Origin of the sequence: Streptomyces sp. NPDC050528, assembly GCF_044457795.1 — a bacterium.
Lineage (GTDB): Bacteria > Actinomycetota > Actinomycetes > Streptomycetales > Streptomycetaceae > Streptomyces.
Window position 1 is genome coordinate 230,318 of record NZ_JBITHH010000011.1, and the last position, 23,591, is coordinate 253,908.

The 23,591-nt window shown below is 69.2% G+C and carries 20 protein-coding genes and 1 pseudogene; 16 read left to right on the plus strand and 5 right to left on the minus strand.

Annotated features, from left to right (window positions below; all coding sequences use genetic code 11):
- Positions 1 to 57 precede the first annotated feature (57 nt).
- From dop to prcA, 5 genes are all read left to right on the plus strand, one after another.
- On the plus strand, positions 58 to 1,569 hold the full coding sequence (dop, locus tag ACIBK4_RS34440; RefSeq protein ID WP_174447560.1) for a depupylase/deamidase Dop: 1,512 nt from the start codon (positions 58 to 60) through the stop codon (positions 1,567 to 1,569).
- Between the two features lie 155 nt (positions 1,570 to 1,724).
- Positions 1,725 to 1,943 carry a ubiquitin-like protein Pup gene (locus ACIBK4_RS34445; RefSeq protein ID WP_399001160.1) on the plus strand — a complete coding sequence of 73 codons (219 nt, stop codon included), beginning with the start codon at positions 1,725 to 1,727 and terminating at the stop codon, positions 1,941 to 1,943.
- A 31-nt stretch (positions 1,944 to 1,974) separates the two neighbouring features.
- Entirely contained in the window at positions 1,975 to 2,568 is a 594-nt protein-coding gene (locus ACIBK4_RS34450; RefSeq protein WP_399001162.1) for an endonuclease VII domain-containing protein, read from the plus strand.
- Complete coding sequence (gene prcB / locus ACIBK4_RS34455) at positions 2,520 to 3,365, plus strand: proteasome subunit beta (RefSeq protein WP_390165145.1); 846 nt, start codon at positions 2,520 to 2,522, stop codon at positions 3,363 to 3,365. Before ACIBK4_RS34450 ends, prcB begins: the two co-directional genes overlap by 49 nt.
- A gap of 69 nt (positions 3,366 to 3,434) precedes the next feature.
- Positions 3,435 to 4,181: a proteasome subunit alpha gene (prcA, locus tag ACIBK4_RS34460; RefSeq protein ID WP_399001165.1), complete on the plus strand. Its 747-nt coding sequence runs from the start codon at positions 3,435 to 3,437 to the stop codon at positions 4,179 to 4,181.
- A gap of 78 nt (positions 4,182 to 4,259) precedes the next feature.
- On the opposite strand, the gene ACIBK4_RS34465 is transcribed toward prcA, so the two are convergent.
- Positions 4,260 to 5,276 carry a LacI family DNA-binding transcriptional regulator gene (locus ACIBK4_RS34465; protein ID WP_399001167.1) on the minus strand — a complete coding sequence of 339 codons (1,017 nt, stop codon included), beginning with the start codon at positions 5,274 to 5,276 and terminating at the stop codon, positions 4,260 to 4,262.
- Between the two features lie 134 nt (positions 5,277 to 5,410).
- On the opposite strand from ACIBK4_RS34465, the gene ACIBK4_RS34470 reads away from it, so the two are divergent.
- From ACIBK4_RS34470 to ACIBK4_RS34520, 11 genes are all read left to right on the plus strand, one after another.
- Positions 5,411 to 6,664: an MFS transporter gene (locus ACIBK4_RS34470; protein ID WP_399001169.1), complete on the plus strand. Its 1,254-nt coding sequence runs from the start codon at positions 5,411 to 5,413 to the stop codon at positions 6,662 to 6,664.
- Between the two features lie 9 nt (positions 6,665 to 6,673).
- The gene (pafA, locus tag ACIBK4_RS34475; protein ID WP_033283736.1) at positions 6,674 to 8,035 is read left to right on the plus strand and encodes a Pup--protein ligase; all 1,362 of its coding nucleotides are present in this window, start codon (positions 6,674 to 6,676) and stop codon (positions 8,033 to 8,035) included.
- A gap of 141 nt (positions 8,036 to 8,176) precedes the next feature.
- Positions 8,177 to 9,190, plus strand: a complete 1,014-nt coding sequence (locus ACIBK4_RS34480; RefSeq protein ID WP_399001171.1) for an FKBP-type peptidyl-prolyl cis-trans isomerase — start codon at positions 8,177 to 8,179, stop codon at positions 9,188 to 9,190.
- Between the two features lie 93 nt (positions 9,191 to 9,283).
- Positions 9,284 to 9,655, plus strand: a complete 372-nt coding sequence (locus ACIBK4_RS34485; protein WP_266767093.1) for an FKBP-type peptidyl-prolyl cis-trans isomerase — start codon at positions 9,284 to 9,286, stop codon at positions 9,653 to 9,655.
- Positions 9,656 to 9,787: 132 nt separating this feature from the next.
- Positions 9,788 to 10,741: a helix-turn-helix transcriptional regulator gene (locus ACIBK4_RS34490; protein WP_399001174.1), complete on the plus strand. Its 954-nt coding sequence runs from the start codon at positions 9,788 to 9,790 to the stop codon at positions 10,739 to 10,741.
- Between the two features lie 19 nt (positions 10,742 to 10,760).
- The gene (locus tag ACIBK4_RS34495) at positions 10,761 to 11,786 is read left to right on the plus strand and encodes a helix-turn-helix transcriptional regulator (RefSeq protein ID WP_399001176.1); all 1,026 of its coding nucleotides are present in this window, start codon (positions 10,761 to 10,763) and stop codon (positions 11,784 to 11,786) included.
- Positions 11,783 to 12,094 carry a hypothetical protein gene (locus ACIBK4_RS34500; RefSeq protein WP_399001178.1) on the plus strand — a complete coding sequence of 104 codons (312 nt, stop codon included), beginning with the start codon at positions 11,783 to 11,785 and terminating at the stop codon, positions 12,092 to 12,094. Before ACIBK4_RS34495 ends, ACIBK4_RS34500 begins: the two co-directional genes overlap by 4 nt.
- A gap of 19 nt (positions 12,095 to 12,113) precedes the next feature.
- Positions 12,114 to 12,308: a hypothetical protein gene (locus ACIBK4_RS34505; RefSeq protein WP_365307969.1), complete on the plus strand. Its 195-nt coding sequence runs from the start codon at positions 12,114 to 12,116 to the stop codon at positions 12,306 to 12,308.
- Between the two features lie 259 nt (positions 12,309 to 12,567).
- Complete coding sequence (gene tatA / locus ACIBK4_RS34510) at positions 12,568 to 12,849, plus strand: Sec-independent protein translocase subunit TatA (RefSeq protein ID WP_366436193.1); 282 nt, start codon at positions 12,568 to 12,570, stop codon at positions 12,847 to 12,849.
- 48 nt (positions 12,850 to 12,897) lie between these two features.
- The gene (gene tatC / locus ACIBK4_RS34515) at positions 12,898 to 13,860 is read left to right on the plus strand and encodes a twin-arginine translocase subunit TatC (RefSeq protein ID WP_399001181.1); all 963 of its coding nucleotides are present in this window, start codon (positions 12,898 to 12,900) and stop codon (positions 13,858 to 13,860) included.
- A gap of 87 nt (positions 13,861 to 13,947) precedes the next feature.
- Positions 13,948 to 16,812, plus strand: a complete 2,865-nt coding sequence (locus ACIBK4_RS34520) for a DEAD/DEAH box helicase (protein ID WP_399001183.1) — start codon at positions 13,948 to 13,950, stop codon at positions 16,810 to 16,812.
- A gap of 63 nt (positions 16,813 to 16,875) precedes the next feature.
- Here the strand turns inward: ACIBK4_RS34520 and atzF are convergent.
- The 4 genes and pseudogenes from atzF to ACIBK4_RS34540 form a co-directional block, all read right to left on the minus strand.
- Positions 16,876 to 18,543: pseudogene (atzF, locus tag ACIBK4_RS34525) on the minus strand (allophanate hydrolase); the annotation flags it as partial.
- Positions 18,544 to 18,574: 31 nt separating this feature from the next.
- Positions 18,575 to 22,084 (minus strand): 5-oxoprolinase/urea amidolyase family protein, encoded by a 3,510-nt coding sequence (locus tag ACIBK4_RS34530; protein WP_399001185.1) that lies wholly within the window; start codon positions 22,082 to 22,084, stop codon positions 18,575 to 18,577.
- Positions 22,081 to 22,722, minus strand: coding sequence for an urea amidolyase associated protein UAAP2 (locus ACIBK4_RS34535; RefSeq protein WP_399001187.1), 642 nt, complete (start codon positions 22,720 to 22,722; stop codon positions 22,081 to 22,083). The genes ACIBK4_RS34530 and ACIBK4_RS34535 overlap by 4 nt, the downstream gene beginning before the upstream one ends.
- Complete coding sequence (locus tag ACIBK4_RS34540; protein WP_399001189.1) at positions 22,719 to 23,543, minus strand: urea amidolyase associated protein UAAP1; 825 nt, start codon at positions 23,541 to 23,543, stop codon at positions 22,719 to 22,721. Before ACIBK4_RS34540 ends, ACIBK4_RS34535 begins: the two co-directional genes overlap by 4 nt.
- Positions 23,544 to 23,591: the final 48 nt, after the last annotated feature.

A 23,591-nucleotide genomic window follows, 5' to 3' on the forward strand; every position in this document is an offset into this window, starting at 1 on the left:
CCAGCGGTACTTGAGCAGCGTCCCCGACCGAGGGCGCCGCCGGGCAAGGAGGGCCGCATGACCGTACGGCGAGTAATGGGCATCGAGACGGAGTACGGGATCTCCGTCCCCGGCCACCCCAACGCCAATGCCATGCTCACCTCGTCCCAGATCGTCAACGCCTACGCGGCGGCGATGCACCGGGCGCGGCGGGCCCGCTGGGACTTCGAGGAGGAGAACCCGCTGCGGGACGCGCGAGGCTTCGACCTCGCCCGGGAGGCCGCCGACTCCAGCCAGCTCACCGACGAGGACATCGGCCTCGCCAATGTCATCCTCACCAACGGCGCACGGCTCTACGTCGACCACGCACACCCGGAGTACAGCTCCCCGGAAGTCACCAACCCCATGGACGCCGTCCTGTGGGACAAGGCCGGCGAGCGCATCATGGCGGAAGCGGCGGAGCGAGCCGCCCAACTCCCGGGCGCCCAGCCGATCCACCTCTACAAGAACAACACCGACAACAAGGGCGCCTCGTACGGCACGCACGAGAACTACCTGATGAAGCGGGAGACCCCCTTCTCGGACATCGTGCGCCACCTGACGCCCTTCTTCGTCTCCCGTCAGGTCGTCACCGGAGCGGGCCGCGTCGGCATCGGTCAGGACGGGCACGAGCACGGCTTCCAGCTCAGCCAGCGCGCCGACTACTTCGAGGTTGAGGTCGGCCTGGAGACCACCCTCAAGCGCCCGATCATCAACACCCGCGACGAGCCGCACGCGGACGCCGAGAAGTACCGCCGGCTGCACGTGATCATCGGTGACGCCAACCTCTCCGAGATCTCGACCTACCTCAAACTCGGCACGACAGCCCTCGTCCTCTCCATGATCGAGGACGGCTTCATCGCCGTCGACCTGGCCGTGGACCAGCCCGTCCGCACCCTCCACCAGGTCTCCCACGACCCGACCCTCAAGCGCCTGGTCACCCTCCGCAGCGGCCGGACCCTCACCGCGGTCCAGCTCCAGATGGAGTACTTCGAGCTCTCCCGCAAATACGTCGAGGAGCGCTACGGCTCCGACGCGGACGACCAGACCAAGGACGTCCTGGCCCGCTGGGAGGACACGCTCAACCGCCTGGAGAACGACCCGATGAGCCTGGCCGGCGAACTGGACTGGGTCGCCAAGCGGGAACTCATGGAGGGCTACCGGCGCCGCGACGGCCTCGACTGGGACGCGGCCCGCCTCCAGCTGGTCGACCTCCAGTACGCGGACGTACGGGCCGAGAAGGGCCTCTACAACCGCCTGGTGGCCCGCGGCCGCATCAAGCGCCTGCTGGACGAGGACACGGTCGAGCGGGCGCGTACGACGCCTCCGGAGGACACGCGCGCGTACTTCCGCGGACGCTGCCTGGAGCAGTACGCCGACGATGTCGCGGCCGCCTCCTGGGACTCCGTGATCTTCGACCTCCCGGGACGGGACTCGCTCCAGCGCGTCCCAACCCTCGAACCGCTTCGCGGAACGCGTAATCACGTCAAGGAGCTCCTTGACCGCTGTCGTACCGCGGAAGACCTGGTCAGGGTCCTGTCGGGCGGCTGACAGGACCCTCGGGTCCGGGGCGCCGGACAGGGTGGAATGTCCGGTGGCCGGGAATCATCGAGGTGGCCGCCGTACGTTGTAGGAACTGCGGGGCCGATGTCAGTCCCTGCAAGTAGGGTCTGATCAAGAACGTCGAACCGAGCGGGGTGAGGGTTATGGCGACCAAGGACACCGGCGGCGGACAGCAGAAGGCGACGCGCTCCACGGAGGAGGTCGAGGAGCAGGTCGAGGAGGCACAGGCGACCGACGACCTCAAGGAGCGCCACGAGAAGCTGAGCGACGATGTCGACTCGGTTCTGGACGAGATCGACGATGTCCTAGAGGAAAACGCAGAGGACTTCGTTCGAAGTTTCGTTCAGAAGGGTGGCGAGTAGCCTTCGAATTGAAGGTCACGGGGGGCTCGGGTTGGTAAGTGAAGAGGGTGCGAAGCGCTGCTCGCGGTGTCAGCAGTACAAGCCGCGGGCGGACTTCGCGCGAAATGTGGCAATGCGGGACGGCCTGCAGGCCTACTGCCGTGAGTGCGCAGCGGCTTACCACCAGGAGCGGCAGGTGGCCAAGGGGTGCAACGTACGGCCGAGAGTGAGTACACCCGAGGGCCACAAGCACTGCCGCACGTGTGGCGAGGTAAAACCGCACAGCGAATGGGATCGAAACCGTAGTGCTTCGGACGGCCTGGCAACGCTCTGCAAGGCATGTAAGGCGGTGAAGGGCCGCGCGGGCCATTTGAAGCGCAACTACGGACTCACCGAAGCCGAACGTGACGCGATGGTCGCCTCTCAAATGGGGCTCTGCGTGATCTGTTTGAAAGCTCCTGCGGTTCATGTGGATCACTGCCACGAGACGGGTAGGGTCCGTGGCGTACTGTGCTTCAACTGCAATTCGGCCATCGGCAAGTTGGGAGATGATCCCGACGCTGTTCGTCGGGCTGCCGCCTACTTGGAAGGATCCTCGTGGAAGCCAACACTCGTAGCCCCGGGCGTCTACCAGCTGCCTTCCTGACGCCTGGGTCGTCGTCCTTCATGGATTTCCTCTCCGACCACCAGCCGGAGATGCTCCCGGGCAACCGCCAACTGCCGCCCATGCAGGGCGTCATCGAGGCTCCGCACGGCACGACGATCGTCGCCGTGACGTTCCCCGGTGGCGTGGTGCTTGCCGGTGACCGGCGGGCCACCATGGGCAATGTCATCGCGCAGCGGGACATCGAGAAGGTGTTCCCCGCGGACGAGTACTCGGCCGTCGGCATCGCCGGCACCGCCGGGCTCGCCGTCGAGATGGTCAAGCTCTTCCAGCTGGAGCTGGAGCACTTCGAGAAGGTCGAAGGCGCCCAACTCTCCCTGGAGGGCAAGGCGAACCGACTGTCCACCATGATCCGTTCCAACCTCGGCATGGCGATGCAGGGCCTGGCCGTGGTCCCGCTCTTCGCCGGTTTCGACGTGGACCGCGGCGTCGGCCGCATCTTCTCCTACGACGTGACGGGCGGCCGCTCCCAGGAGCACGGCTACGCGGCCACCGGCTCCGGCTCGGTCTTCGCGCGCGGTGCCATGAAGAAGCTCTTCCACGACGGCCTGACCGAGGCCGAGGCCACGACCCTGGTGGTCCAGGCGCTCTACGACGCGGCCGACGACGACTCGGCGACCGGTGGTCCCGATGTCGCCCGCCGGATCTACCCGATCGTCACCGTGATCACCGAGGACGGTTTCCGCCGGCTCACCGACGACGAGTCCTCCGAGATCGCCCGTTCGATCCTGGAGCGGCGACTGCAGCAGCCCGACGGCCCGCGCGCCGCGCTGCTCTGACGCAGGGCCCGTTCTCATCAAGGTGATCCAGTGACTTCGACGGAACTTTAAAGAGAGGGACGGATACCGGTGTCGACGCCGTTCTATGTCTCACCCCAGCAGGCGATGGCCGACCGGGCGGAGTACGCCCGCAAGGGCATCGCCCGTGGCCGCAGCCTGGTCGTGCTGCAGTTCGCCGACGGCATTGTCTTCGTCGGCGAGAACCCGTCCCGTGCGCTGCACAAGTTCAGCGAGATCTACGACCGGATCGGGTTCGCGGCCGCCGGAAAATACAACGAGTACGAGAACCTGCGGATCGGCGGCGTCAGGTACGCCGACATGCGCGGTTACACCTACGACCGGGCGGATGTGACCGCCCGAGGCCTCGCCAACGTCTACGCCCAGACGCTCGGCACGATCTTCTCCAGTGCGGCCGAGAAGCCGTACGAGGTGGAGCTGGTCGTCGCGGAGGTCGGGGACACTCCCGACGGCGACCAGATCTATCGGCTGCCGCACGACGGTTCGATCGTGGACGAGCACGGCTCGGTCGCGGTCGGGGGCAATGCCGAGACGATCAGCAGCTATCTGGACCAGCGCCACCGTGACGGCATGACGCTCGCGGAGGCGCTCAAGCTGGCCGTGCAGTCCCTGTCCCGTGACACGAACGGCAGTGAGCGGGAGATTCCCGCCGAGCGCCTGGAGGTCGCGGTCCTGGACCGTACGCGTCCGCAGGCCCGTAAGTTCAAGCGCATCGTCGGCCGTCAGCTGTCCCGCCTGCTGGAGGGCGAGAACGCGGACACGTCGTCGGAGGAGTCCGACGCCGACGACGAGGAGTGAGTCGACCTCACGCAGCCTCTCGCGCGCCCCGGCCGGTCATCGGCCGGGGCGCGCGGCGTTGCGGGGGCCACAGGGGCGTCAGGGGGCGCCTGGTGGCGCCGTAGAGCCTCGGACGACCAGTTCCACCGGGATGTCTCCCTCCTCCGGTACGCGGCCGTCCAGGACGGCCAGGAGGGCGCGCATGCCGTGTTCGCCGAAGAGTTCGGCGTCGAGGTGGACGGTGGTGAGTTCCGGGTCGATGGCAGTGGCCAGGGCGAGGTCGTCGAGGCCGGTGATCGAGAGGTCGTCGGGGATGCGCAGGCCCAGGCGGCGGGCGGCCTTGTAGGCGCCGGCGGCGAGTTTGTCGTCGTCGCAGACCAGGGCGGTCACTCGCGAAGCGGGGTCCGCGAGCGCTGCCTCGGCCGCGGCCAGGGCGCCCTCGATCGAGATGGGGGCTCGGGTCGTACGGACCGTGGTGCCCGCGAACTCGGCGACCCGTGCGGCCAGTTCACGCGCGCGTACCTCGAAGGTCCAGGACGGGACGTCGGCGGCGAGGTGCAGGAAGTGCCGGTGGCCCAGGGTCAGCAGGTGGTCGGCGACCTGGCGGATGCCGTCGCCGATGTCCAGGTTGACGGTGGCGGCGCCCAGGCTGCCCTCCGGGTCACTGTCGAGCATGACCAGGGGGAGCTGGTCGCCGCGGATCGCGGTGAGGGCGTCGGCGGCCATGGAGGAGGCGATGACGCCGTCCAGGGCGGCCTGGGCGGAGGCGAAGGGGTCGCGGGCGGGGCCGATGCCCTCGGGGGAGGGGTAGAGGACGACTCCGAAGCCGTTTTCGGCGGCGACGCGGGCGGCGCCCGTGTAGACCCCGGCGAAGAACTCCGTCGTCAGCACCGGGACCACGAGCAGGACGGTGCGGGTGCGGCCCAGGCGGAGGTTGCGGGCGGCGAGGTTGGGACGGTAGCCGAGGTCGCGGGCGGCCTCGCGGACGCGTTCGGCGGTCGTGGCGGAGACCCGGCCGCGCCACTTGTCGCCGAGCACCAGGGAGACCGCGGCCTGGGAGACGCCGGCGGCCTGCGCGACGTCGCGGCTCGTGGGGCGGGTGTTGCCTGGTGCCACGGTCGGCCTGCTCCTTGGTGAGGATCCGTAGGGACTCCGTATGGACGCGTGAACAGCGCACATGGTACGTATGACAGACGACGTTATACGTAAAACCTCATGGGTGACGGTGAGGGGGAGGGCGGTTCGAGGCCGTGGGATATCTGGAGATCCTCAGGGCGAGGCACGCCACCCGCCTGCTGGTGGGCACGCTGGTGGGCCGGTTGCCGAACGCCACCGCGGCGATCGCGATCGTGCTGTTCATCCGCGCGGAGGGCGGCACCTACAGCCTCGCGGGCGCGCTGGCGGCCGTCTACGGGATCGCCAACGCGGTCGGACAGCCCCTCCTGGGACGCCTGGTGGACGTCCATGGACAGCCGCGCGTGCAACTGCCCGCCGCGGTCCTGTCGGCGCTCGCGATGACCGTCTTCGCCTTCTGGGGCACCGATCCGCTGCCGCTCGCCTACGCAGCCGTAGCCGCCGCCGGGCTTTTCGCGCCTCCCCTGGAGGGCGGTCTCCGGGCGCTGTGGCCGGCCGTGCTGCGCCGGGAGGAGCAGGTGCACACGGCGTACGCCATGGACGCGGTCGCCCAGGAAGTCATGTTCACCGTGGGGCCGTTGCTCGTGACGGTGTTCGTGTCCCTGTGGTCCGCCCCCGTGGCGCTGCTCGTGCTGAACGTCATCGGGGTGCTGGGCGCCCTCTCCGTAGTCGTCTCGCCCCCCTCGCGCGCGTGGCGCTCGGCTCCGCGCGAGGCGCACTGGCTGGGCGCCCTGCGCTCGCCGGGACTCCTCGCGCTGCTGGGCGCCTTCCTGTTCGTCGGGATGGCGCTCGGCTCGATCACGGTCGCGTCCGTGTCGTACGCCGACGGGCACGGCGGTGACGTGGTCTACGGCTGGCTGATGGCGGCGATCGGGCTGGGGGCGCTCCTCGGTGGGACCGTCTACGGGGCGCGGCAGTGGACCGGGGTGCCCGAGCGCCGACTGCGGGTCCTGGTGGGGCTGCTGGCGGTGTGTTACCTGCCGTTGATGCTCATGCCGGGCGCGGTTGCCATGGTGCTGCTCACCGTGCTCGCCGGGGTGTTCCTCGCGCCAGCCCTCGCCTGCGCCTTCATCATCGTCGACCGGCACGCGCCCAAGGGTACGGTCACCGAGGCTTTCTCGTGGCTTGTGACGACGTTCACCGTGGGGGCGTCGGTCGGAACGGGCGTCGCGGGGCCGGTCGTACAGGCCGGTGGGGCGCTGTGGGGGTTCGCCGTGCCGGGGGTCGCGGGGGCGGTGTCGTTGCTGGTCCTGGTGGCCACGGGGCGGGTCCTCGCAGCTCCCGCCGGGGGTGCGGTGGTTGCGGCTTCATCGGAAAATGATCCAAATCGAGCTGTCGAACCCCGTTTCAGCACAGGGGATCGGGCGTAATGTTCACTCATGGACCGCCGCATTTTCGGGCTGGAGAACGAGTACGGCGTCACGTGTACGTTCAGGGGACAGCGGCGTCTGTCTCCCGACGAAGTGGCTCGGTACCTCTTCCGCCGTGTCGTGTCATGGGGCCGCAGCAGCAATGTCTTTCTGCGAAACGGCGCCCGGCTCTATCTCGACGTGGGCTCACATCCGGAATACGCGACCCCCGAATGTGACAACGTGACCGAATTGGTCACCCACGACAAAGCCGGCGAGCGCATTCTCGAAGGACTCCTGGTGGACGCCGAACGACGCCTGCACGAGGAGGGAATCGCGGGCGACGTCTACCTCTTCAAGAACAACACCGACTCGGCGGGCAACTCGTACGGCTGCCACGAGAACTACCTGGTGGCACGGCACGGCGAGTTCTCCCGGCTCGCGGACATCCTCATCCCGTTCCTGGTCACGCGTCAGCTTCTGTGCGGCGCGGGCAAGGTGCTCCAGACTCCGCGCGGCGCCGTGTACTGCGTCAGCCAGCGCGCCGAACACATCTGGGAGGGCGTCTCCTCGGCGACGACGCGTTCCCGGCCCATCATCAACACGCGGGACGAACCGCACGCGGACGCCGAGCGCTACCGCCGTCTCCACGTCATCGTGGGCGACTCGAACATGTCCGAGACGACCATGCTGCTCAAGGTCGGCGCCACCGACCTGGTGCTGCGCATGATCGAGGCGGGTACGGTGATGCGCGACCTGACCCTGGAGAACCCGATCCGGGCGATCCGCGAGGTCAGCCACGACATCACGGGCCGGCGCAAGGTGCGTCTGGCCAGCGGACGCGAGGCCTCCGCGATCGAGGTGCAGCGCGAGTACTACGAGAAGGCCGTGGACTTCGTCGAGCGCCGCGGCATCCGTACGGGCACCGTCGAGCAGGTCCTGGAACTGTGGGGCCGCACGCTCGACGCGATCGAGGCCGAGGACCTCGACCGGATCGGCACCGAGATCGACTGGGTCATGAAGTACCAGCTCATCGAGCGGTACCGGGCGAAGCACAACATGACCATGTCCCACCCCAGGGTGGCGCAGATCGACCTCGCCTACCACGACATCCACCGTCGCCGAGGGCTCTACTACCTCCTGGAGAGGAAGGGCCAAGCCGCCCGGATCTGCAACGACTTGAAGATCTTCGAGGGCAAGTCCGTTCCGCCGCAGACCACTCGGGCCAGGCTCCGCGGCGACTTCATCCGCAGGGCTCAGGAACAGCGGCGGGACTTCACCGTCGACTGGGTCCATCTCAAGCTCAACGACCAGGCCCAGCGCACGGTGTTGTGCAAGGACCCGTTCCGTTCCGTGGACGACCGGGTGGAGAAACTGATCGCCGGAATGTAGGCAAAAACATCCGGATACCGACGTCCGGATACATATTCGGTACGCCACACGGGCCCCGTACGTTTCACGTACGGGGCCCGTGCCACGCCGTAGAGTTGCGCGCACGCCATCAACAAGATCGACCGATACGAGGCCTTCACCGTGCGCCGACGCTCCGTTCTTATCGCTGTTCCCGCAGGACTTGTGACGATCGCGGGGTGCGGTGACAGCGATTCCTCTTCCAGCAAGGCCAGTGCGTCGCCGTCGCCCTCGCCGTCCGCCTCGGCCTCGACCGTGCCGCCGCCGAAGCTGGTGGACGGTCCGCTGCCGGCGATCACCGCGGGCACGAAGTTCGACGAGAAGCCGACCGTCGCCAAGGGCAGTGGTGATCCGTCGAAGAACCTCGCGGTGAAGACGGTGATCGCGGGCGGCGGCAAGGCCGTTGCTGAAGGCGACTTCGTCAAGGTGAACTACCTGGGCCAGATCTGGTCGACGGCCAAGATCTTCGACAACTCCTACGACCGCAACACCTCGTTGGTCATCCAGCTCGCCCAGGGCGGCATCATCGACGGCTGGCGCTACGGCCTCGCGGGCAAGAAGGTCGGCAGCCGCGTCGAGATGGCGATCCCGCCGACCTGGGGCTACGGCACGGCGGGCAGCCCCCAGGCGGGCATCAAGGGCACCGACACGCTGGTCTTCGTGATCGACATCCAGGACGCCTTCAACGCCAAGAGCTCCGCCAAGGGCACGACCGTCGCGCAGTCCGACGCGGATCTGCCCAAGGTCGGCACGAACACCGACGGCAAGGCCCCCTCGGTTACCGTCCCGAAGGTGGACCCGCCGAAGAAGCTGGTGTCGAACTACGTCCTGGAGAGCGACGGAGCCGTCGTCAAGGAGGCGCAGTCGATCCTCTGTCAGTTCAAGGGCGTGGTCTGGAGCACCGGCAAGGAGTTCGAATCGACGTACTCCCAGGGCCGGTTGAGCCAGTTCGCGATCAAGGACATGGAGTCGGTCGTCAAGGGCCTGGCCCAGGGCATCACCGGCAAGAAGGTCGGCAGCCGCGTCATGATCGTCGCGCCCGCCGACCTGGCCTACGGCGACACCCCGCCGAGCGGTGGCGCCATCAAGAAGGGCGACACCCTGGTGTTCTCCGTGGACATCCTCGCGGCCATGTGACCCCTGCCGGTCGGGGCCTGGCCGGAGCGCGAATTCGGCCGGTCTGCGAGACTGTCCCAGTTGCCTTGTCGTACACAAGCAGGAGCCAGAGACGTGAGCATCGAGAAGCCCGAGATCGACTTCCCGGAGGGCGAAGCCCCGGCCGACCTGGAGATCAAGGATCTTTGGGAGGGTGACGGCGAGGTCGCGGTGGCGGGCCAGAACGTCACCGTCCACTACGTGGGCGTGTCCTTCAGCACGGGCGAGGAGTTCGACGCCAGCTGGAACCGCGGCACCCCGTTCAAGTTCCCGCTCGGTGGCGGCCGCGTCATCAAGGGCTGGGACCAGGGCGTGCAGGGCATGAAGGTCGGCGGCCGCCGCCAGCTGACCATCCCCTCGCACCTCGCCTACGGCAACCAGAGCCCGACCCCGGCGATCAAGCCGGGCGAGACCCTGATCTTCGTGGTCGACCTCATCGCCGTCTGATCACCGGTTCCGACCGGACCCGATCACCTGGGGCCCATGCCTGTGAGGGCATGGGCCCTCGGCTTTTGCCAGGCCTGCGCGGGGCGGTACGGTCATCGTTCGTAAGCACATACAGGGAGGCGAAGGGCGTCGATGGCCATTGCCAAGGCCGAGCGGCTGATGAACCTCGCGCTGTGTCTGCTCGGGACGCGGCGGCCGCTCAGCAAGCGTGAGCTGCGCGAGTCCATCGAGGCGTATCTGGAAGCGGGCTCCGACGACTCCTTCAACCGGATGTTCGAGCGCGACAAGGACGATCTGCGCGAACTCGGGCTCGTCATCGAGACGGTGGAGAACCTGGACGGCGAGGTCGGCTATCTCGCCCGCCGAGACAGCAACCGCCTCCCGCCCATCACCCTCGACGCCGAGGAGGCCGCCGCGCTCGGTCTCGCCGCCAAGGTGTGGCAGCAGGCCCGGCTCGCCGGCGCCGCGAGCGGCGCCCTGCAGAAGCTGCGCGCCGCCGGGATGCCCGAGGATCTCGATCCGTACGAGCCGCACGGCGCCCTGGAGCCGCGCATTCCGGTGCACGAGGCGTCGTTCGAGCCGCTGATGCTGGCCTGCCGCGACCGCCGCCCCGTCGTCTTCGACTACCGCAAGGCCACCGCCGCCCGCCCCGAACCCCGCACCGTCGAGCCGTGGGCACTGGAGTGCTGGCGCGGCCACTGGTACCTCGCCGGCTGGGACCGGGACCGGGGCGCCGAGCGTGTGTTCCGGCTGTCGCGGATCACCGGCAAGGTGCGGTCGCGCAACGGGCGGTTCACCGCGGACATCCCCGACGTCGTCACCGTGCGCGAGACCGTCGCGAGCTGGGCGGGGGAGACCGCCGACCGCTCCGCGCTGATCCGGCTGCGCACGGGCTCCGGTTACCCCTTGCGGGCGAAAGCGACGGCGGTTCGGGAACTCGGGGACGGCTGGGACGAGTTGGAGATTCCGTACGGCCACGGGCTGGACGCCTGGCTGGTGGAGTTCGGGCCCGACGTGGTCGTCCTGGAGCCCGCCGAGCTGCGGGCCGACGTGGTGGACCGGCTGCGTGCCGTGGCCAAGGGCTGAGGGGGAGCGGAAGAGAACTGTGGCAGGCAAACCGGTCAGGCCCGTCAACGCCATCGACCAGACCCGGCGGATGCTCTCCCTGGTGACCTACCTGAAGGAGCGCCCCGGGGCACGTATCGAGGACGTCGCCCGTGCCTTCGGGATCACCGAGGACGAGCTGGTCTCCGACCTCGACGTGCTGCCCATGTGCGGGACCAGCTTCCGGGGCGGCGACCTGCTGGACATCGACACCGACGGCGACCGCATCTGGTGGCACAACCCGGACGACGTCGCCGAACCGCTCCGGCTCGCCGCCGACGAGGCGACCGCGCTCCTGGTCGCCGCCCGCGCCGTATCGACCCTCCCGGGCCTGCGCGAGAGCGACCGGCAGGCGCTGCTGCGGGCCAACGCCAAGGTGGAGGCGGCGGCCGGCGAGGCGGCCGGGGCCAGCGCACGGCTCTCGGTGACCTTCGAGTCCGAGGGCGGGGTCTTCGCCGACGTCGACCGCGCGATCTCGGAGCGCCGCCGCCTGTGGATCCGCTACTACTCGCCCGCCCGCGACGAGTTGAGCGAGCGCGAGATCGACCCCATCCGGCTGGTCAGCGTCGGGCACACGTACGTGGAGGCCTGGTGCCGCCGCTCCGAGGCGCGCCGTACCTTCCGCCTCGACCGGGTCGCCGAGATCAAGATCCTCGACGAGCCGTCCGCCCCGCCCGAGATCGAACTGCGGGACCTGTCCGAGGCGCTGGTCCAGCCCGCCGCCGAGGACCCCGAGGTCGTCGTGGAGGTCGGTCCGGGTGGCCGCTGGGTCGCCGAGTACTACCCGCACGACAGTGCCGATGAGCTTCCCGACGGCGGGCTGCGTATTACCTTGCGCACCCCCGACCCCACGTCCCTGAGACGCCTGGCCCTACGGCTCGGGCGCGACGGGCGGATCGTCTCCCCGAGCGACCTCGCCGACAGCGCCCGCCGGGCCGCCCGCGAGGCGTTGGAGGCGTACGACGGTCCGCAGGGTGTTGTTGACGCAGTGCACGGTGTTGACGAGAGGCAGGAGCAGGGGCTGTGAGCGAGTCGACGATGACGGGTGTCTCGGGTGCCCAGGGTGGTCCGGAGATGACGGTGGCCGCCGCGTTCGCCGGGATGAAGAGTGTGGTGCCCGTGATGTTCAGAGCGGGCTGCCCGGACTGCCGGAGCAACTTCGAACTGGCGGCGAGCGCCCTGCGCCTCGCCATCGGCGCCACCAGCCGCACCACCTTCTACTCCTTCACCTGCCCCGACTGCGGCGCGGCCGTACGCAAGCCCGCGGGCGAGCGGATCGTCGAACTGCTCACCGGCGGCGGGGTCAGGACCCTGCGGCTGACCTCCGTCGGGTAGCAGGGTCTAGGCTCGCCCCATGTTCTGGGCGATGGTCGCGGTAGCTGTGGGTTTCCTGGGTCTCGCCGTGCTCGGCGTGCTCGCCGTCCGGGTCTTCCTGGAGGCGCGGCGGCTCGGACTCCAGGTCACGGACGCCGCCCACCGCATCAACCGGGCGGCCGAGGACCTGGAGCGCGCGGCGGCGTCGACGGCGCGTTCCGTCGACGCACTGTGAGTCACATATGGGCGAGGTGTGAGTTGGGCGCCGCATGCGCTTCGGGTCACTTTGCCCTGTCACGTTGTCCGTGGGGGCGGGTACGCTGCTGATCGCGGTCCGGATAACGAGGCCCGGAGCGCGGACCGGGAGTACGCACGGGGATTGCCTCACGTTTACCCCTGAGCGTTACGATCGCTGGCAGCACGCAGGTCGGACAGACGTCCGACCGATCGGACAGCACCCCACCCCAGCCGCCTCGGTGAGAAGGTAAAGACTTATGTTCGGAAGGCTCGGAGCTCCCGAGATCATTCTCATCCTCGTCGTCATCGTGCTCCTGTTCGGCGCGAAGAAGCTTCCGGACATGGCCCGCTCGCTCGGCAAGTCCGCCCGCATCCTCAAGAGCGAAGCCAAGGCGATGAAGGAAGAGGGCAACACCACGCCCACCCCCGCCGGCCCGCCGAACACCGACGAGTCCGTGCAGCGCACCATCCAGGCCTCTCCCGGCGACGTGACCAGCGCCCGCCCGGTCACCGAGCCGTCGGACACGACCAAGCGCTGACGCAGGGCCGGGACCCCCTCGGCCTGCCGCACGAGATGAGGACGTGGGTTGCCTAAGTCTGCCCGCAAGAAGGAGAAGGACCCCGAGGGGCGGATGCCCCTCGCGGACCATCTGCGTGAGCTGCGCAACCGGCTCGCGAAGGCGATGCTCGCCATCATCGTGGTGACCTGCGTGGCCGCCTTCTTCTACAACGACATCGTCAACATCATCACCAAGCCGGTGCTGGACTCGGTCGGTTGCGCCTCCACCTTCGAGGAACTCCAGAAGGCGGGCGACAAGACCCACCAGTGTGCGCAGATCACGATCAACGGTCTGCTGACACCGTTCACGCTGGCGTTGAAGGTGTCCCTGATGGCCGGTGTCGTCCTGGCCTCCCCGGTCTGGCTGTACCAGCTCTGGGGCTTCATCGCCCCGGGCCTGCACAAGAACGAGAAGAAGTACGCGCTCTCCTTCGTCGGCACCGGCGTCCCGCTGTTCCTCGGCGGCGCCTACTTCGCCTACAAGGTGCTGCCCACCACGGCGAAGGTCCTGATCGGCTTCACGCCGAAGGACGTCAACAACCTGCTGCCGCTGGACGATCTGCTCGACCTGGTCACGCGCATGGTGCTGGTCTTCGGCCTCTCCTTCGAGCTGCCGCTGCTGCTGATCATGCTCAACCTCACGGGCGCGCTGACCGGCAAGCGGATGCTCGGCTGGTGGCGCGCGATGATCCTCGGCATCACGGTCTTCGCGGCCGTCGCCACCCCCAGCACCGACCCGCTGACCATGCTGGCGCTGGCCGGCCCGATCTGGGTGCTGTACTTCGGCGCGGTCGTCTTCTCCCTGCTCAACGACCGGCGCAAGCGCCGTCGCGAGGCGGAGGGACCGGACGACGACGAGGCCTCGGACCTGGATCTCACCCCCGAGGACATCGGCGACGTCGAGACCGTCTCGGCCGGCCGGGCAGCCCTGCCCGAGCAGGCGAGCGGCACGGGTTCCGACCGGGTCAACGGCTATGACGACGTGACCTGAGCACCTCCCCACATCACCGCCGAGACCGGCCGTTCCCGCAGTGCGGGCGGCCGGTCTCCGTGTGTGGAGGACCCGTGGGAACGGATAATGATCGTCCTGTTGTCAGTGGCGCCCGGTACGCTCGAAAGCACGATGACAGAGGACCTCTCCCCGGCCGAGCGGTACGCGGCAGCCCGCCTGCGGGCAGCCGAGCAGGCCACCGCGCTCGCGGACTTCCGCGAGATGTACGACTTCGGTCTCGACCCCTTCCAGATCGAGGCCTGCCAGGCGCTCGAAGCGGGGAAGGGCGTGCTGGTCGCGGCGCCCACCGGCTCCGGCAAGACGATCGTCGGCGAGTTCGCCGTCCACCTCGCCCTCCAGCAGGGCAAGAAATGCTTCTACACCACGCCCATCAAGGCGCTGTCGAACCAGAAGTACGCCGACCTGTGCCGCCGTTACGGCGCGGACAAGGTCGGCCTGCTCACCGGTGACAACAGCGTCAACTCCGAAGCCCCGGTGGTCGTCATGACCACCGAGGTGCTGCGCAACATGCTGTACGCCGGTTCGCAGACCCTCCTCGGCCTCGGCTACGTGGTCATGGACGAGGTGCACTACCTCTCCGACCGCTTCCGCGGCGCCGTATGGGAAGAGGTGATCATCCACCTCCCCGAGTCGGTGACCCTGGTCTCGCTCTCGGCGACCGTGTCGAACGCCGAGGAGTTCGGCGACTGGCTCGACACCGTCCGCGGCGACACCCAGGTGATCGTCTCCGAGCACCGGCCCGTGCCGCTGTTCCAGCACGTGCTCGCCGGGCGGCGGATGTACGACCTCTTCGAGGAGGGCGAGGGCAGCAAGAAGGCCGTCAACCCCGACCTCACCCGCCTGGCCCGCATGGAGGCCCAGCGCCCCTCGTACCAGGACCGCAAGCGCGGCCGTGCCATGCGCGAGGCCGACCGGGAGCGGGAGCGCAGATCGCGCTCGCGGGTGTGGACACCGGGACGCCCCGAGGTCATCGAGCGGCTGGACAACGAGGACCTGCTGCCCGCCATCACGTTCATCTTCAGCCGCGCCGCCTGCGAGGCCGCCGTACAGCAGTGTCTGTACGCCGGGCTGCGGCTCAACGACGACGAGGCGCGGGAGAAGGTGCGGGCGCTCGTCGAGGAGCGCACGGCGTCCATCCCGGACGAGGACCTGCATGTCCTCGGGTACTACGAGTGGCTGGAAGGCCTGGAGCGCGGTATCGCGGCCCACCACGCGGGCATGCTGCCGACGTTCAAGGAGGTCGTCGAGGAGCTGTTCCTGCGCGGGCTCGTCAAGGCCGTGTTCGCGACGGAGACGCTGGCGCTCGGCATCAACATGCCCGCGCGCTCGGTGGTGTTGGAGAAGCTCGTCAAGTGGAACGGCGAGCAGCACGCCGACATCACCCCCGGCGAGTACACCCAGCTGACCGGCCGGGCCGGCCGCCGCGGTATCGACGTCGAGGGCCATGCCGTCGTCTTGTGGCAGCGCGGGATCAGCCCCGAGCACCTCGCGGGACTGGCCGGCACGCGTACGTATCCGCTGCGCTCCAGCTTCAAGCCGTCGTACAACATGGCGGTCAACCTCGTCGAGCAGTTCGGGCGGCACCGGTCGCGGGAGCTGCTGGAGACGTCCTTCGCGCAGTTCCAGGCGGACAAGTCGGTCGTCGGGATCTCACGGCAGGTGCAGCGCAACGAGGAGGGCCTGGAGGGCTACAAGGACTCCATGACCTGCCACCTGGGCGACTTCGACGACTACATGCGGCTGCGTCGCGAGCTCAAGGACCGCGAGACCGAGCTGGCCCGGCAGGGCGTGGCGCTCCGGCGCGCCGAGTCCGCCGTCGCGCTGGAGAAGCTCAAGCCGGGCGACATCATCCATGTCCCGACCGGCAAGTACGCGGGCCTGGCACTGGTGCTGGACCCGGGGCTGCCCGCCGGGCGTTCCAACGGGCATCGCGGATTCGAGCAGCATGACGGGCCGCGTCCGCTGGTTCTGACGGTGGAACGGCAGGTGAAGCGGCTCGCGTCGATGGACTTCCCCGTCCCCGTCGAGGCGTTGGACCGGATGCGGATCCCGAAGTCCTTCAACGCCCGTTCCCCGCAGTCCCGTCGGGACCTCGCCTCCGCGCTGCGCACCAAGGCCGGGCACATTCCGCCGGAGCGGGCCCGCAAGCAGCGGTCGCAGGCCGCGGACGACCGGGAGATCGCGCGGTTGCGTACGGCGATCCGGGCGCATCCGTGTCATGGGTGCAGCGACCGTGAGGATCACGCGCGGTGGGCCGAGCGGTATCACCGGCTGCAGCGGGACACGACGCAGTTGGAGCGGCGGATCGAGGGGCGGACGAACACGATCGCCCGGACCTTCGATCGGATCGTTGCGCTGCTGACCGAACTGGATTATCTGCGGGGCAACGAAGTCACCGAGCACGGGAAGCGGCTTGCCCGGCTGTACGGCGAGCTTGATCTGCTCGCCAGTGAGTGTCTGCGTGAAGGGGTTTGGGAGGGGCTTTCTCCTGCCGAACTTGCCGCGTGTGTCTCTGCGTTGGTGTTCGAGGCTCGGGTCAGTGACGATGCGACTGTGCCCAAGGTGCCGTCCGGTGCGGCCAAGGCCGCGCTCGGGGAGATGGTGCGGATCTGGGGGCGGCTTGATGCCCTTGAGGAGGATTTCCGGATCACTCAGACCGAGGGGGTTGGGCAGCGGGAGCCTGATCTTGGGTTTGCCTGGGCCGCGTATATGTGGGCCAGTGGGAAGGGGTTGGACGAGGTTCTTCGGGAAGTGGAGATGCCGGCCGGGGACTTTGTTCGGTGGTGCAAGCAGGTGATCGATGTGTTGGGGCAGATCTCTGCTGCGGCGCCGGTTACTGGTGGGGAGGCGTCTTCTACCGTGGCCAAGAATGCGCGGAAGGCTGTTGAGTTGTTGCTGCGGGGGGTTGTGGCCTACTCGTCCGTGGGGTAGCGGTTTGGGGGCGGGCGCGGGTGCGTTGTGGCTGGTCGCGCAGTTCTCCGCGCCCCTAAAAACTCACCGGTCCAGGTAGGTTCGCCAGGCGCCGTAGCTGGTGATGTCCTCTGCGTCTGTCAGCGCTGCCGGTTCGCAGAGGAAGCCCGGCACCCTTGTGCCGTCCGCCAGTTCTACGCTGCCCAGCGTCATTGGGCGGGGCAGGCTTGCCAGTAGGCGGCCCAGGCCTTCTGCCGGTAGGTGCCATACCTCTGTCTCTATCGCCGCTCCTCCCTCGCCGACGTGAACCAAACCCGGCTTGGGTGGAGTTGTTGCCAGGGCATGCAAGCGGTAGACCGGGGCCGTCGTGGTCGTTCGGTCCAAACGGGCGCCCAGGGACAGGAGTTGGGGGTTCAGGGGCTGACCCGTCAAGTGGGCTCCTACTACTGCCAGTTGCACCGAGGGATTCAGCTCGCGTGCTATCTGTCCCAGGCGGTCGTCCGTGAATGCCGGGCCGATCAGCATGACGCCGAAGGGCAACCCGTTCACCTCGCCGGACGGGACTGCTGCCGCCGCCAGGTCGAAGAGGTTCGTGGAGTTGGTGAAGCGGCCCAGGCGGGCGTTGGCGCCGAGGGGGTTGGCCGCTACCTCGGCAAGGGTGGGGTGGCCCGGGGTTGTCGGGAGCAACAGGGCGTCTGCGTCTGCCAGTTCGGAGAGGGCTTGGGCTCGTAGGGCGGCCAGGCGTTCCTCGTCCGAGTACAGCTGGTGGGCCGGGATGTCTCGGGCTCGGGTGATGATGCCGGTGACCGTGGGGTCCAGGCCCTCCGTGCCGTCCGCTATTGCCTTGTCGACAAATGCCCCTACCGCTGTGTAGCGCTCCGCCACGAACGCGCCCTCGTAGAGCATCGCCGCCGCCTCCGTGAACGGGGTGAGGTCCAGGGTGCGGATCTCGGCGCCCGCGTTGGAGAGGCGGGTTACTGCCTCCTCGTAGGCCTCCGCCCAGCCCTCGTCCAACTCGCCCAGTTGGTCTCGTGGCGGGACCGCTATGCGCCAGGGGCCCGGGGCGCGTTGGGAGAGGGGCGGGAGGGCGCGGGTTGGTGGGGAGGTCATGAAGGACAGGGCCTGTTCGGCCTCGGGGAGGGTGCGGGCGAAGACCGTCACGCAGTCGATCGAGGCGCAGGCCGGGACCACGCCCGCCGTCGGGACCAGGCCCCGGGTGGGCTTCAGGCCGACTATGCCGTTGAAGGCGGCGGGGACCCGGCCCGAGCCCGCCGTGTCCGTGCCGAGGGCGAAGTCGACGATGCCGAGTGCCACGGCAACCGCCGAACCCGCGCTGGAGCCGCCGCTGATCCGTTCCGGGTCGTACGCGTTGCGGACCGCGCCGTACGGGGAGCGGGTGCCGACCAGGCCCGTGGCGAACTGGTCGAGGTTCGTGGTGCCGAGCACGATCGCGCCCGCCGCGCGAAGGCGGGCCACCACCGGGGCGTCGGTCGTCGGCTCGTAGGCGTATGCCGGGCAGCCTGCCGTCGTGGGTAGGCCGTGGACGTCTATGTTGCCCTTGGCCGCGAACAGGCGGCCCGCGAGGGGGAGTTGCTCGCCCGCCGCCACGCGCGCGTCCAACGTCTTTGCCTCTTGCTCGACCTCCGTCTGCGGGCGCAGGTCGATCCAGATTTCGGGGCGGTTCACCGCCTCGATGCGGGCGTAGGCGGCGCGGACTCGGGACACGATGCTCGACATCTCTTCTTGCTCCTTGCGGTTCGGCTCGCGGGTTCGACGTCCGGGCTCAGCTTGCGGGGGCCAGGACCAGCAACGCCGTTCCCGCCTCGACCTGGTCGCCGGGCCTGGCCAGGATCTCGGTCACCACGCCGGCCATCGGGGCGTGGACCCTGGACTCCATCTTCATCGCCTCCAGGGCGAGGAGGGGTTGGCCCGCCGTCACCTCGTCGCCCGGCTCCACGTTCAACTGCCAGACGGACGCGGCGAATTCGGCTTCCACGAGGCGTCCGCCCGCCGGGATCGTCACCTCGGCCTGCGCTGGTGCCGGGGCGGCTGCCGCCTCCGCACGCGTGAACTCGCCCGCCGCCTCCCAGGCATCGCGTTCCGCGCCGAACGCCGTCTGCTGGCGGGACCTGAACTCCGCGATGGACTCGGCGTTCTCGGTGAGGAAGGACTCGTACTCGGCGAGCGAGAACGTGCCCTCCTCGATGCGCGGGACGAAGCGGCCGGAGGTGATGTCGGCCCGGAGTTCGAGGAGTTCGTCCGGTTCCACCGGGTACCACTTGATGCGGTCGAAGAAGCGGAGCAGCCACGGGGAGCCCGGTTCGAACGCGCCGCGTTGCTGCCACCCCGACCAGACTTGGGTCGTCCTGCCCACGAACTGGTAGCCGCCGGGGCCCTCCATGCCGTAGATGCAGAGGTACGCCCCGCCGATGCCGACCGAGTTCTCGGCGGTCCAGGTGCGGGCCGGGTTGTATTTGGTGGTGACCAGGCGGTGGCGCGGGTCCAGAGGGGTTGCCACCGGCGCGCCCAAGTAGACGTCTCCCAGGCCCAGTACGAGGTACTCCGCGTCGAAGACCGTGCCGTAGACGTCCTCGACCGAGTCCAGGCCGTTCACGCGGCGGATGAACTCGATGTTCCAGGGGCACCAGGGGGCGTCGTCGCGGACGCCTGCCATGTAGCGGGCGATCGCCTCGCGTGTTGCCGGGTCGTCCCAGGAGAGGGGGAGGTGGACCGTGCGGGAGGGGACGATCAGTTGGTCGGTGGGGGGTAGGGAAGCTGCTATCTCCCTTACGGAGGACAGGAGTTCGGACTGGGGGAGGCGGGTCGGGTCCGTTTGGATCTGGAGTGAGCGGATGCCTGGAGTGAGGTCCGTGACGCCCTCGAAGTCGGCCTCCGCCACCGCCTCCATCAAGGCGTGGACCCGCATGCGTTGTGCCAAGTCCAGTTGCATGGGGCCGAATTCGACGAGGAGGTTGTCGTCGCCGCTGCGGCGGAAGGTGACGTCTCCGTCCCGCGCCAGGATGCCGCCGTCCACGATGGCGGGGCGGGGTGAGCCGTCGACGTTCACCGGGAGGAAGCGGACGGTGTCACCTGGCCTGAACTGGCCCAGTTTCCAGCGCTCTTGGGTGATGACCGTCGCCGGGCAGACGAAGCCGCCCAGGGACGGGCCGTCGGGGCCGAGCAGGACCGGCATGTCGCCCGTGTAGTCGACGGCGCCCACCGAATACGGGGTGTCGTGGATGTTGGACGGATGCAGGCCCGCCTCGCCGCCATCCGTTCGGGCCCAGCGGGGCTTCGGGCCGACCAGGCGGACGCCGGTGCGGGCCGAGTTGAAGTGGACCTTCCAGTCGGCCGCGTAGAAGTCGTGGATGTCGTCCTGGGTGAAGAACTCCGGTGCCGCGTGCGGGCCTTCGACCGCCGCAACATCCCATACGGCGCCGAAAGTTGGGCGGTCGGCGGTGGGTACGGGTGTGCCCTCGGTGCTCGTGCCGCCGTGCAGGACGTCACCCGTGCGCAGGGCCCGTCCGCCGTGGCCGCCGAAGCGGCCCAGGGTGAAGGTGCTCGCGCTGCCGAGGAAGGCCGGCACGTCCAGGCCGCCCGCGAACAACACGTAGGTGCGCAGACCGTGTTCGGCGGGAGTGCCGATCTCCAGGACCGCGCCCGCCGGTACCGTCACCGGTTCCCACTGCGGGACCGGGGTGTTGTCGATCGTCACCGGTGCCGGGGCGCCCGTCACGCACACCGTGGTGGCGTGCGTGAACCTCAACGTCGGTCCCTGGAGGGTGCATTCGAGGCCGGGGGTGCCCTCCTCGTTGCCGAGCGCGCGGTTGCCGAGGCGGAAGGAGAGGTCGTCCATCGGGCCGCACGGGGGTACGCCGACCTGCCAGTAGCCGGTACGGCCCGGCCAGTCCTGGACGGTGGTGAGGGTGCCGCCGGAGACGATCTCGATGCGGGGGGTGGGGTCCGTGACGGTGGTGAGTGTTGCCGTGGAGTGGGTTGCCGTGCGGAAGTCCGGTTCCGCCAGCGCCGCCCGGACCAGGCCCAGGTTCGTCTCGATGCCGTCCACTCGGGTGCGGGCCAGTGCCTCGTCGAGGCGCCTGAGCGCGTGGGCGCGGTCGGGGCCGTAGGCGATGACCTTCGCGAGCATCGGGTCGTACGACGTCGTCACCTCGGTGCCGGTCTCCACCCAGCCGTCGACGCGGACGCCCTCCGGGAACTCGACCCGGGTCAACAGGCCCGCGCTGGGCCGGTGTTCGCGGGACGGGTCCTCGGCGTAGACGCGGGCCTCGACGGCGTGGCCGCGTGGGGAGCCCGGGTCGCGGACGACGTCGGGCTCGCCCTGGGCCAGCCGTAGCATCCAGGCGACCAGGTCGACGCCGTAGACCTCCTCGGTGACCGGATGTTCCACCTGGAGACGGGTGTTGACCTCCAGGAAGTAGGCCTCCTCGCGCCTCGCGTCGTAGACGAACTCGACGGTGCCTGCGGAGCGGTAGCCGACCGAGGCGCACAAGTCGCGCGCTGAGGTGGCCAGTTGGGTGCGGATGTGGTCGGGGAGGCCCGGTGCGGGGGCTTCCTCCACCACTTTCTGGTTGCGGCGTTGGAGGGAGCAGTCGCGGTCGCCGAAGGTGACGACCTTGCCCTTGCCGTCGCCGAAGACCTGGACCTCGACGTGGCGGGCGTGTTCGACGAGGCGTTCCAGGAAGACGCCGGCCGAGGAGAAGGAGGCGGCGGCCACGCGCTGCACCCGGTCCCAGGACTCGGTGAGTTCGGCGGGGGAGTGGCAGGCCGACATGCCGATGCCGCCGCCTCCGCCGGTCGCCTTCAGCATGACGGGGTAGCCGATCAGGGCTGCTTGGGTGAGCGCCTCGTCCGGGTCCGCCAACAGGCCTGTGCCTGGCGCCAGTTGGACACTCGCCGCCTCGGCTGCCGCTCGTGCCGTGTGTTTCGCGCCGAACAGCTCCAACTGCGCGGGAGTCGGGCCGACGAACACGATCCCGGCGTCCTCGCAGCGCCGTGCGAAGGCCGCGTCCTCGGAGAGGAAGCCGTAGCCCGGGTGGATCGCGCCCGCGCCCGTGTCCTTGGCCGCCTTCAACACCAAGTCGGCGTCCAGGTACGACTCTTTGGCGGGGGCCGGGCCGAGTCGTACCGCCTCGTCGGCGAGGCGTACGTGGGGTGCCGCGCGGTCGGCGTCGGAGTACACCGCGACCGTGCGCAGGCCGAGTTCGCGGGCCGTGCGGATGATGCGGACGGCGATCTCGCCCCGGTTGGCGATCAGCAGCGTGTCGAAGGTCATCCGGCATCCCCTTGGGCGGCGGCCCCGGTGATCGTCATCTCCACTGCCGTCGGCTCGAAGCCGTTGCAAGGGTTGTTGATCTGGGGGCAGTTGGAGACCAGCACGAGGACGTCGCGTTCGGCGCGCAGGGTCAGTTTGAGGCCCGGGGCGGAGAGGCCGTCGACGATGCCGAGGGTGCCGTCCTTCTCGACCGGCACGTTCATGTACCAGTTGATGTTGGAGACCAGGTCACGCTTGCCGAGGCCGTAACGGGCGCCCTCCGCAAGGAAGTTGTCGACGCAGGCGTGCTGCGACCAGGTGTGGTGGCCGTAGCGCAGGGTGTTGGACTCCTTGGAGCAGGCGCCGCCGACCGTGTCGTGGCGGCCCACCTCGTCGTCCGTGACCGTCATCAGCGGGGTGTGCTCGTTGGACATCAGCACGCTGCCGGTGGTCAGGAAGAGGTTGCCCTGGGCGTGGATCGTGTCGGGGGCGCTGTAGCGGACCGACGTGTCGTGGGCGTCGTAGACGAGGAAGTCGACGGCCTGGTTGCCGTGCAGGTCGGTGATGGTGAGGGTCTCGCCGGTGCGGATGATGGCGGACCAGGCAGCGCGGGCCGGTACTTCCACCGTCTTCACGGCCGGTGCGTCCTCGGTCTTCATATGAGCCCCCTCGCGGCAAGGAATTCGGCGGTGTTGAGGAAGGCGCGGCGGCCTTCGGGCGTGGCTTCCCACAGCGGGTCGCCCGGCTTGGTCGCCTCGGCGCGCCAAGCCAGCACCTCCAGCGGGGAGTTGACGTAGTCGTCGCGCGGGTCGGCCGGGTGCGGGACGTTCGCGAGCAGTACGGTCACGTCCTGTTCGGCGCGCAGGGTCACGCTGCCGCCGGGGCCGGTCGAGCCGGTGAAGTCGAGGGAGCCGTCGTCGCGGACCTCGACGCCCTGGAAGAAGGAGAGCGAGGGCGGCAAGTCCCGTGGTTCCAGGCCGTTCTTGGCGGCCGCGAGCTTGAACAGCTCCCGCCCGGCGGGGGAGTCGGACTGCGGGGTGCCGTCGCCGTAGCGCTCGGTGTTGCGGACCAGGGTGGAGGTGCCGCACAGCGCGTCGTGCCGGCCGGAGGTGTCGGCGACGAGGGAGGCGAGGACGCGGCCCTGGTCGGAGAGGAGGAGCTGGCCCTCGCCGAGGTAGGCGTTCCACTGGACCTTGACCGTGTCGGCGACGTTCAGGCGCTCCCACGGGCGGTCGGCCGCGTAGAGGAGCAGGTGGGCGCAGGCGTCGCCGCGCAGGTCGGTCAGGCGGAGCTCGGTGCCGCGGGCCAGGACGCGGTGGGTGTAGTTGCCGCCCGCGACCGTCTCGGCCCACACCAGGTGGCCCGCCTCGCAGGGCGGGGCCGGCCAGTCGCCGGCCGGGACGACGGGCATCGCCTCGGCCCGGGTGCCCTCCTGGGCGCGGGCGTGGTCGCGGGCTCCGTAAGTGGTCGCTGTCGCCATCGCGGGGGACCTCCGGCTGCGGGGACGTCGTGGTCGTGCGGCATTTCT

Excerpts from the sequence above, each read along its gene's own strand:
- dop (WP_174447560.1), top strand. The coding sequence starts at position 58 with ATGACCGTACGGCGAGTAATGGGCATCGAGACGGAGTACGGGATCTCC.
- ACIBK4_RS34445 (WP_399001160.1), top strand. The coding sequence starts at position 1,725 with ATGGCGACCAAGGACACCGGCGGCGGACAGCAGAAGGCGACGCGCTCC.
- pafA (WP_033283736.1), top strand. The coding sequence starts at position 6,674 with ATGGACCGCCGCATTTTCGGGCTGGAGAACGAGTACGGCGTCACGTGT.
- ACIBK4_RS34490 (WP_399001174.1), top strand. The coding sequence starts at position 9,788 with ATGGCCATTGCCAAGGCCGAGCGGCTGATGAACCTCGCGCTGTGTCTG.
- ACIBK4_RS34505 (WP_365307969.1), top strand. The coding sequence starts at position 12,114 with ATGTTCTGGGCGATGGTCGCGGTAGCTGTGGGTTTCCTGGGTCTCGCC.
- tatA (WP_366436193.1), top strand. The coding sequence starts at position 12,568 with ATGTTCGGAAGGCTCGGAGCTCCCGAGATCATTCTCATCCTCGTCGTC.
- ACIBK4_RS34520 (WP_399001183.1), top strand. The coding sequence starts at position 13,948 with ATGATCGTCCTGTTGTCAGTGGCGCCCGGTACGCTCGAAAGCACGATG.
- ACIBK4_RS34530 (WP_399001185.1), bottom strand. The coding sequence starts at position 22,084 with ATGACCTTCGACACGCTGCTGATCGCCAACCGGGGCGAGATCGCCGTC.
- ACIBK4_RS34535 (WP_399001187.1), bottom strand. The coding sequence starts at position 22,722 with ATGAAGACCGAGGACGCACCGGCCGTGAAGACGGTGGAAGTACCGGCC.
- ACIBK4_RS34540 (WP_399001189.1), bottom strand. The coding sequence starts at position 23,543 with ATGGCGACAGCGACCACTTACGGAGCCCGCGACCACGCCCGCGCCCAG.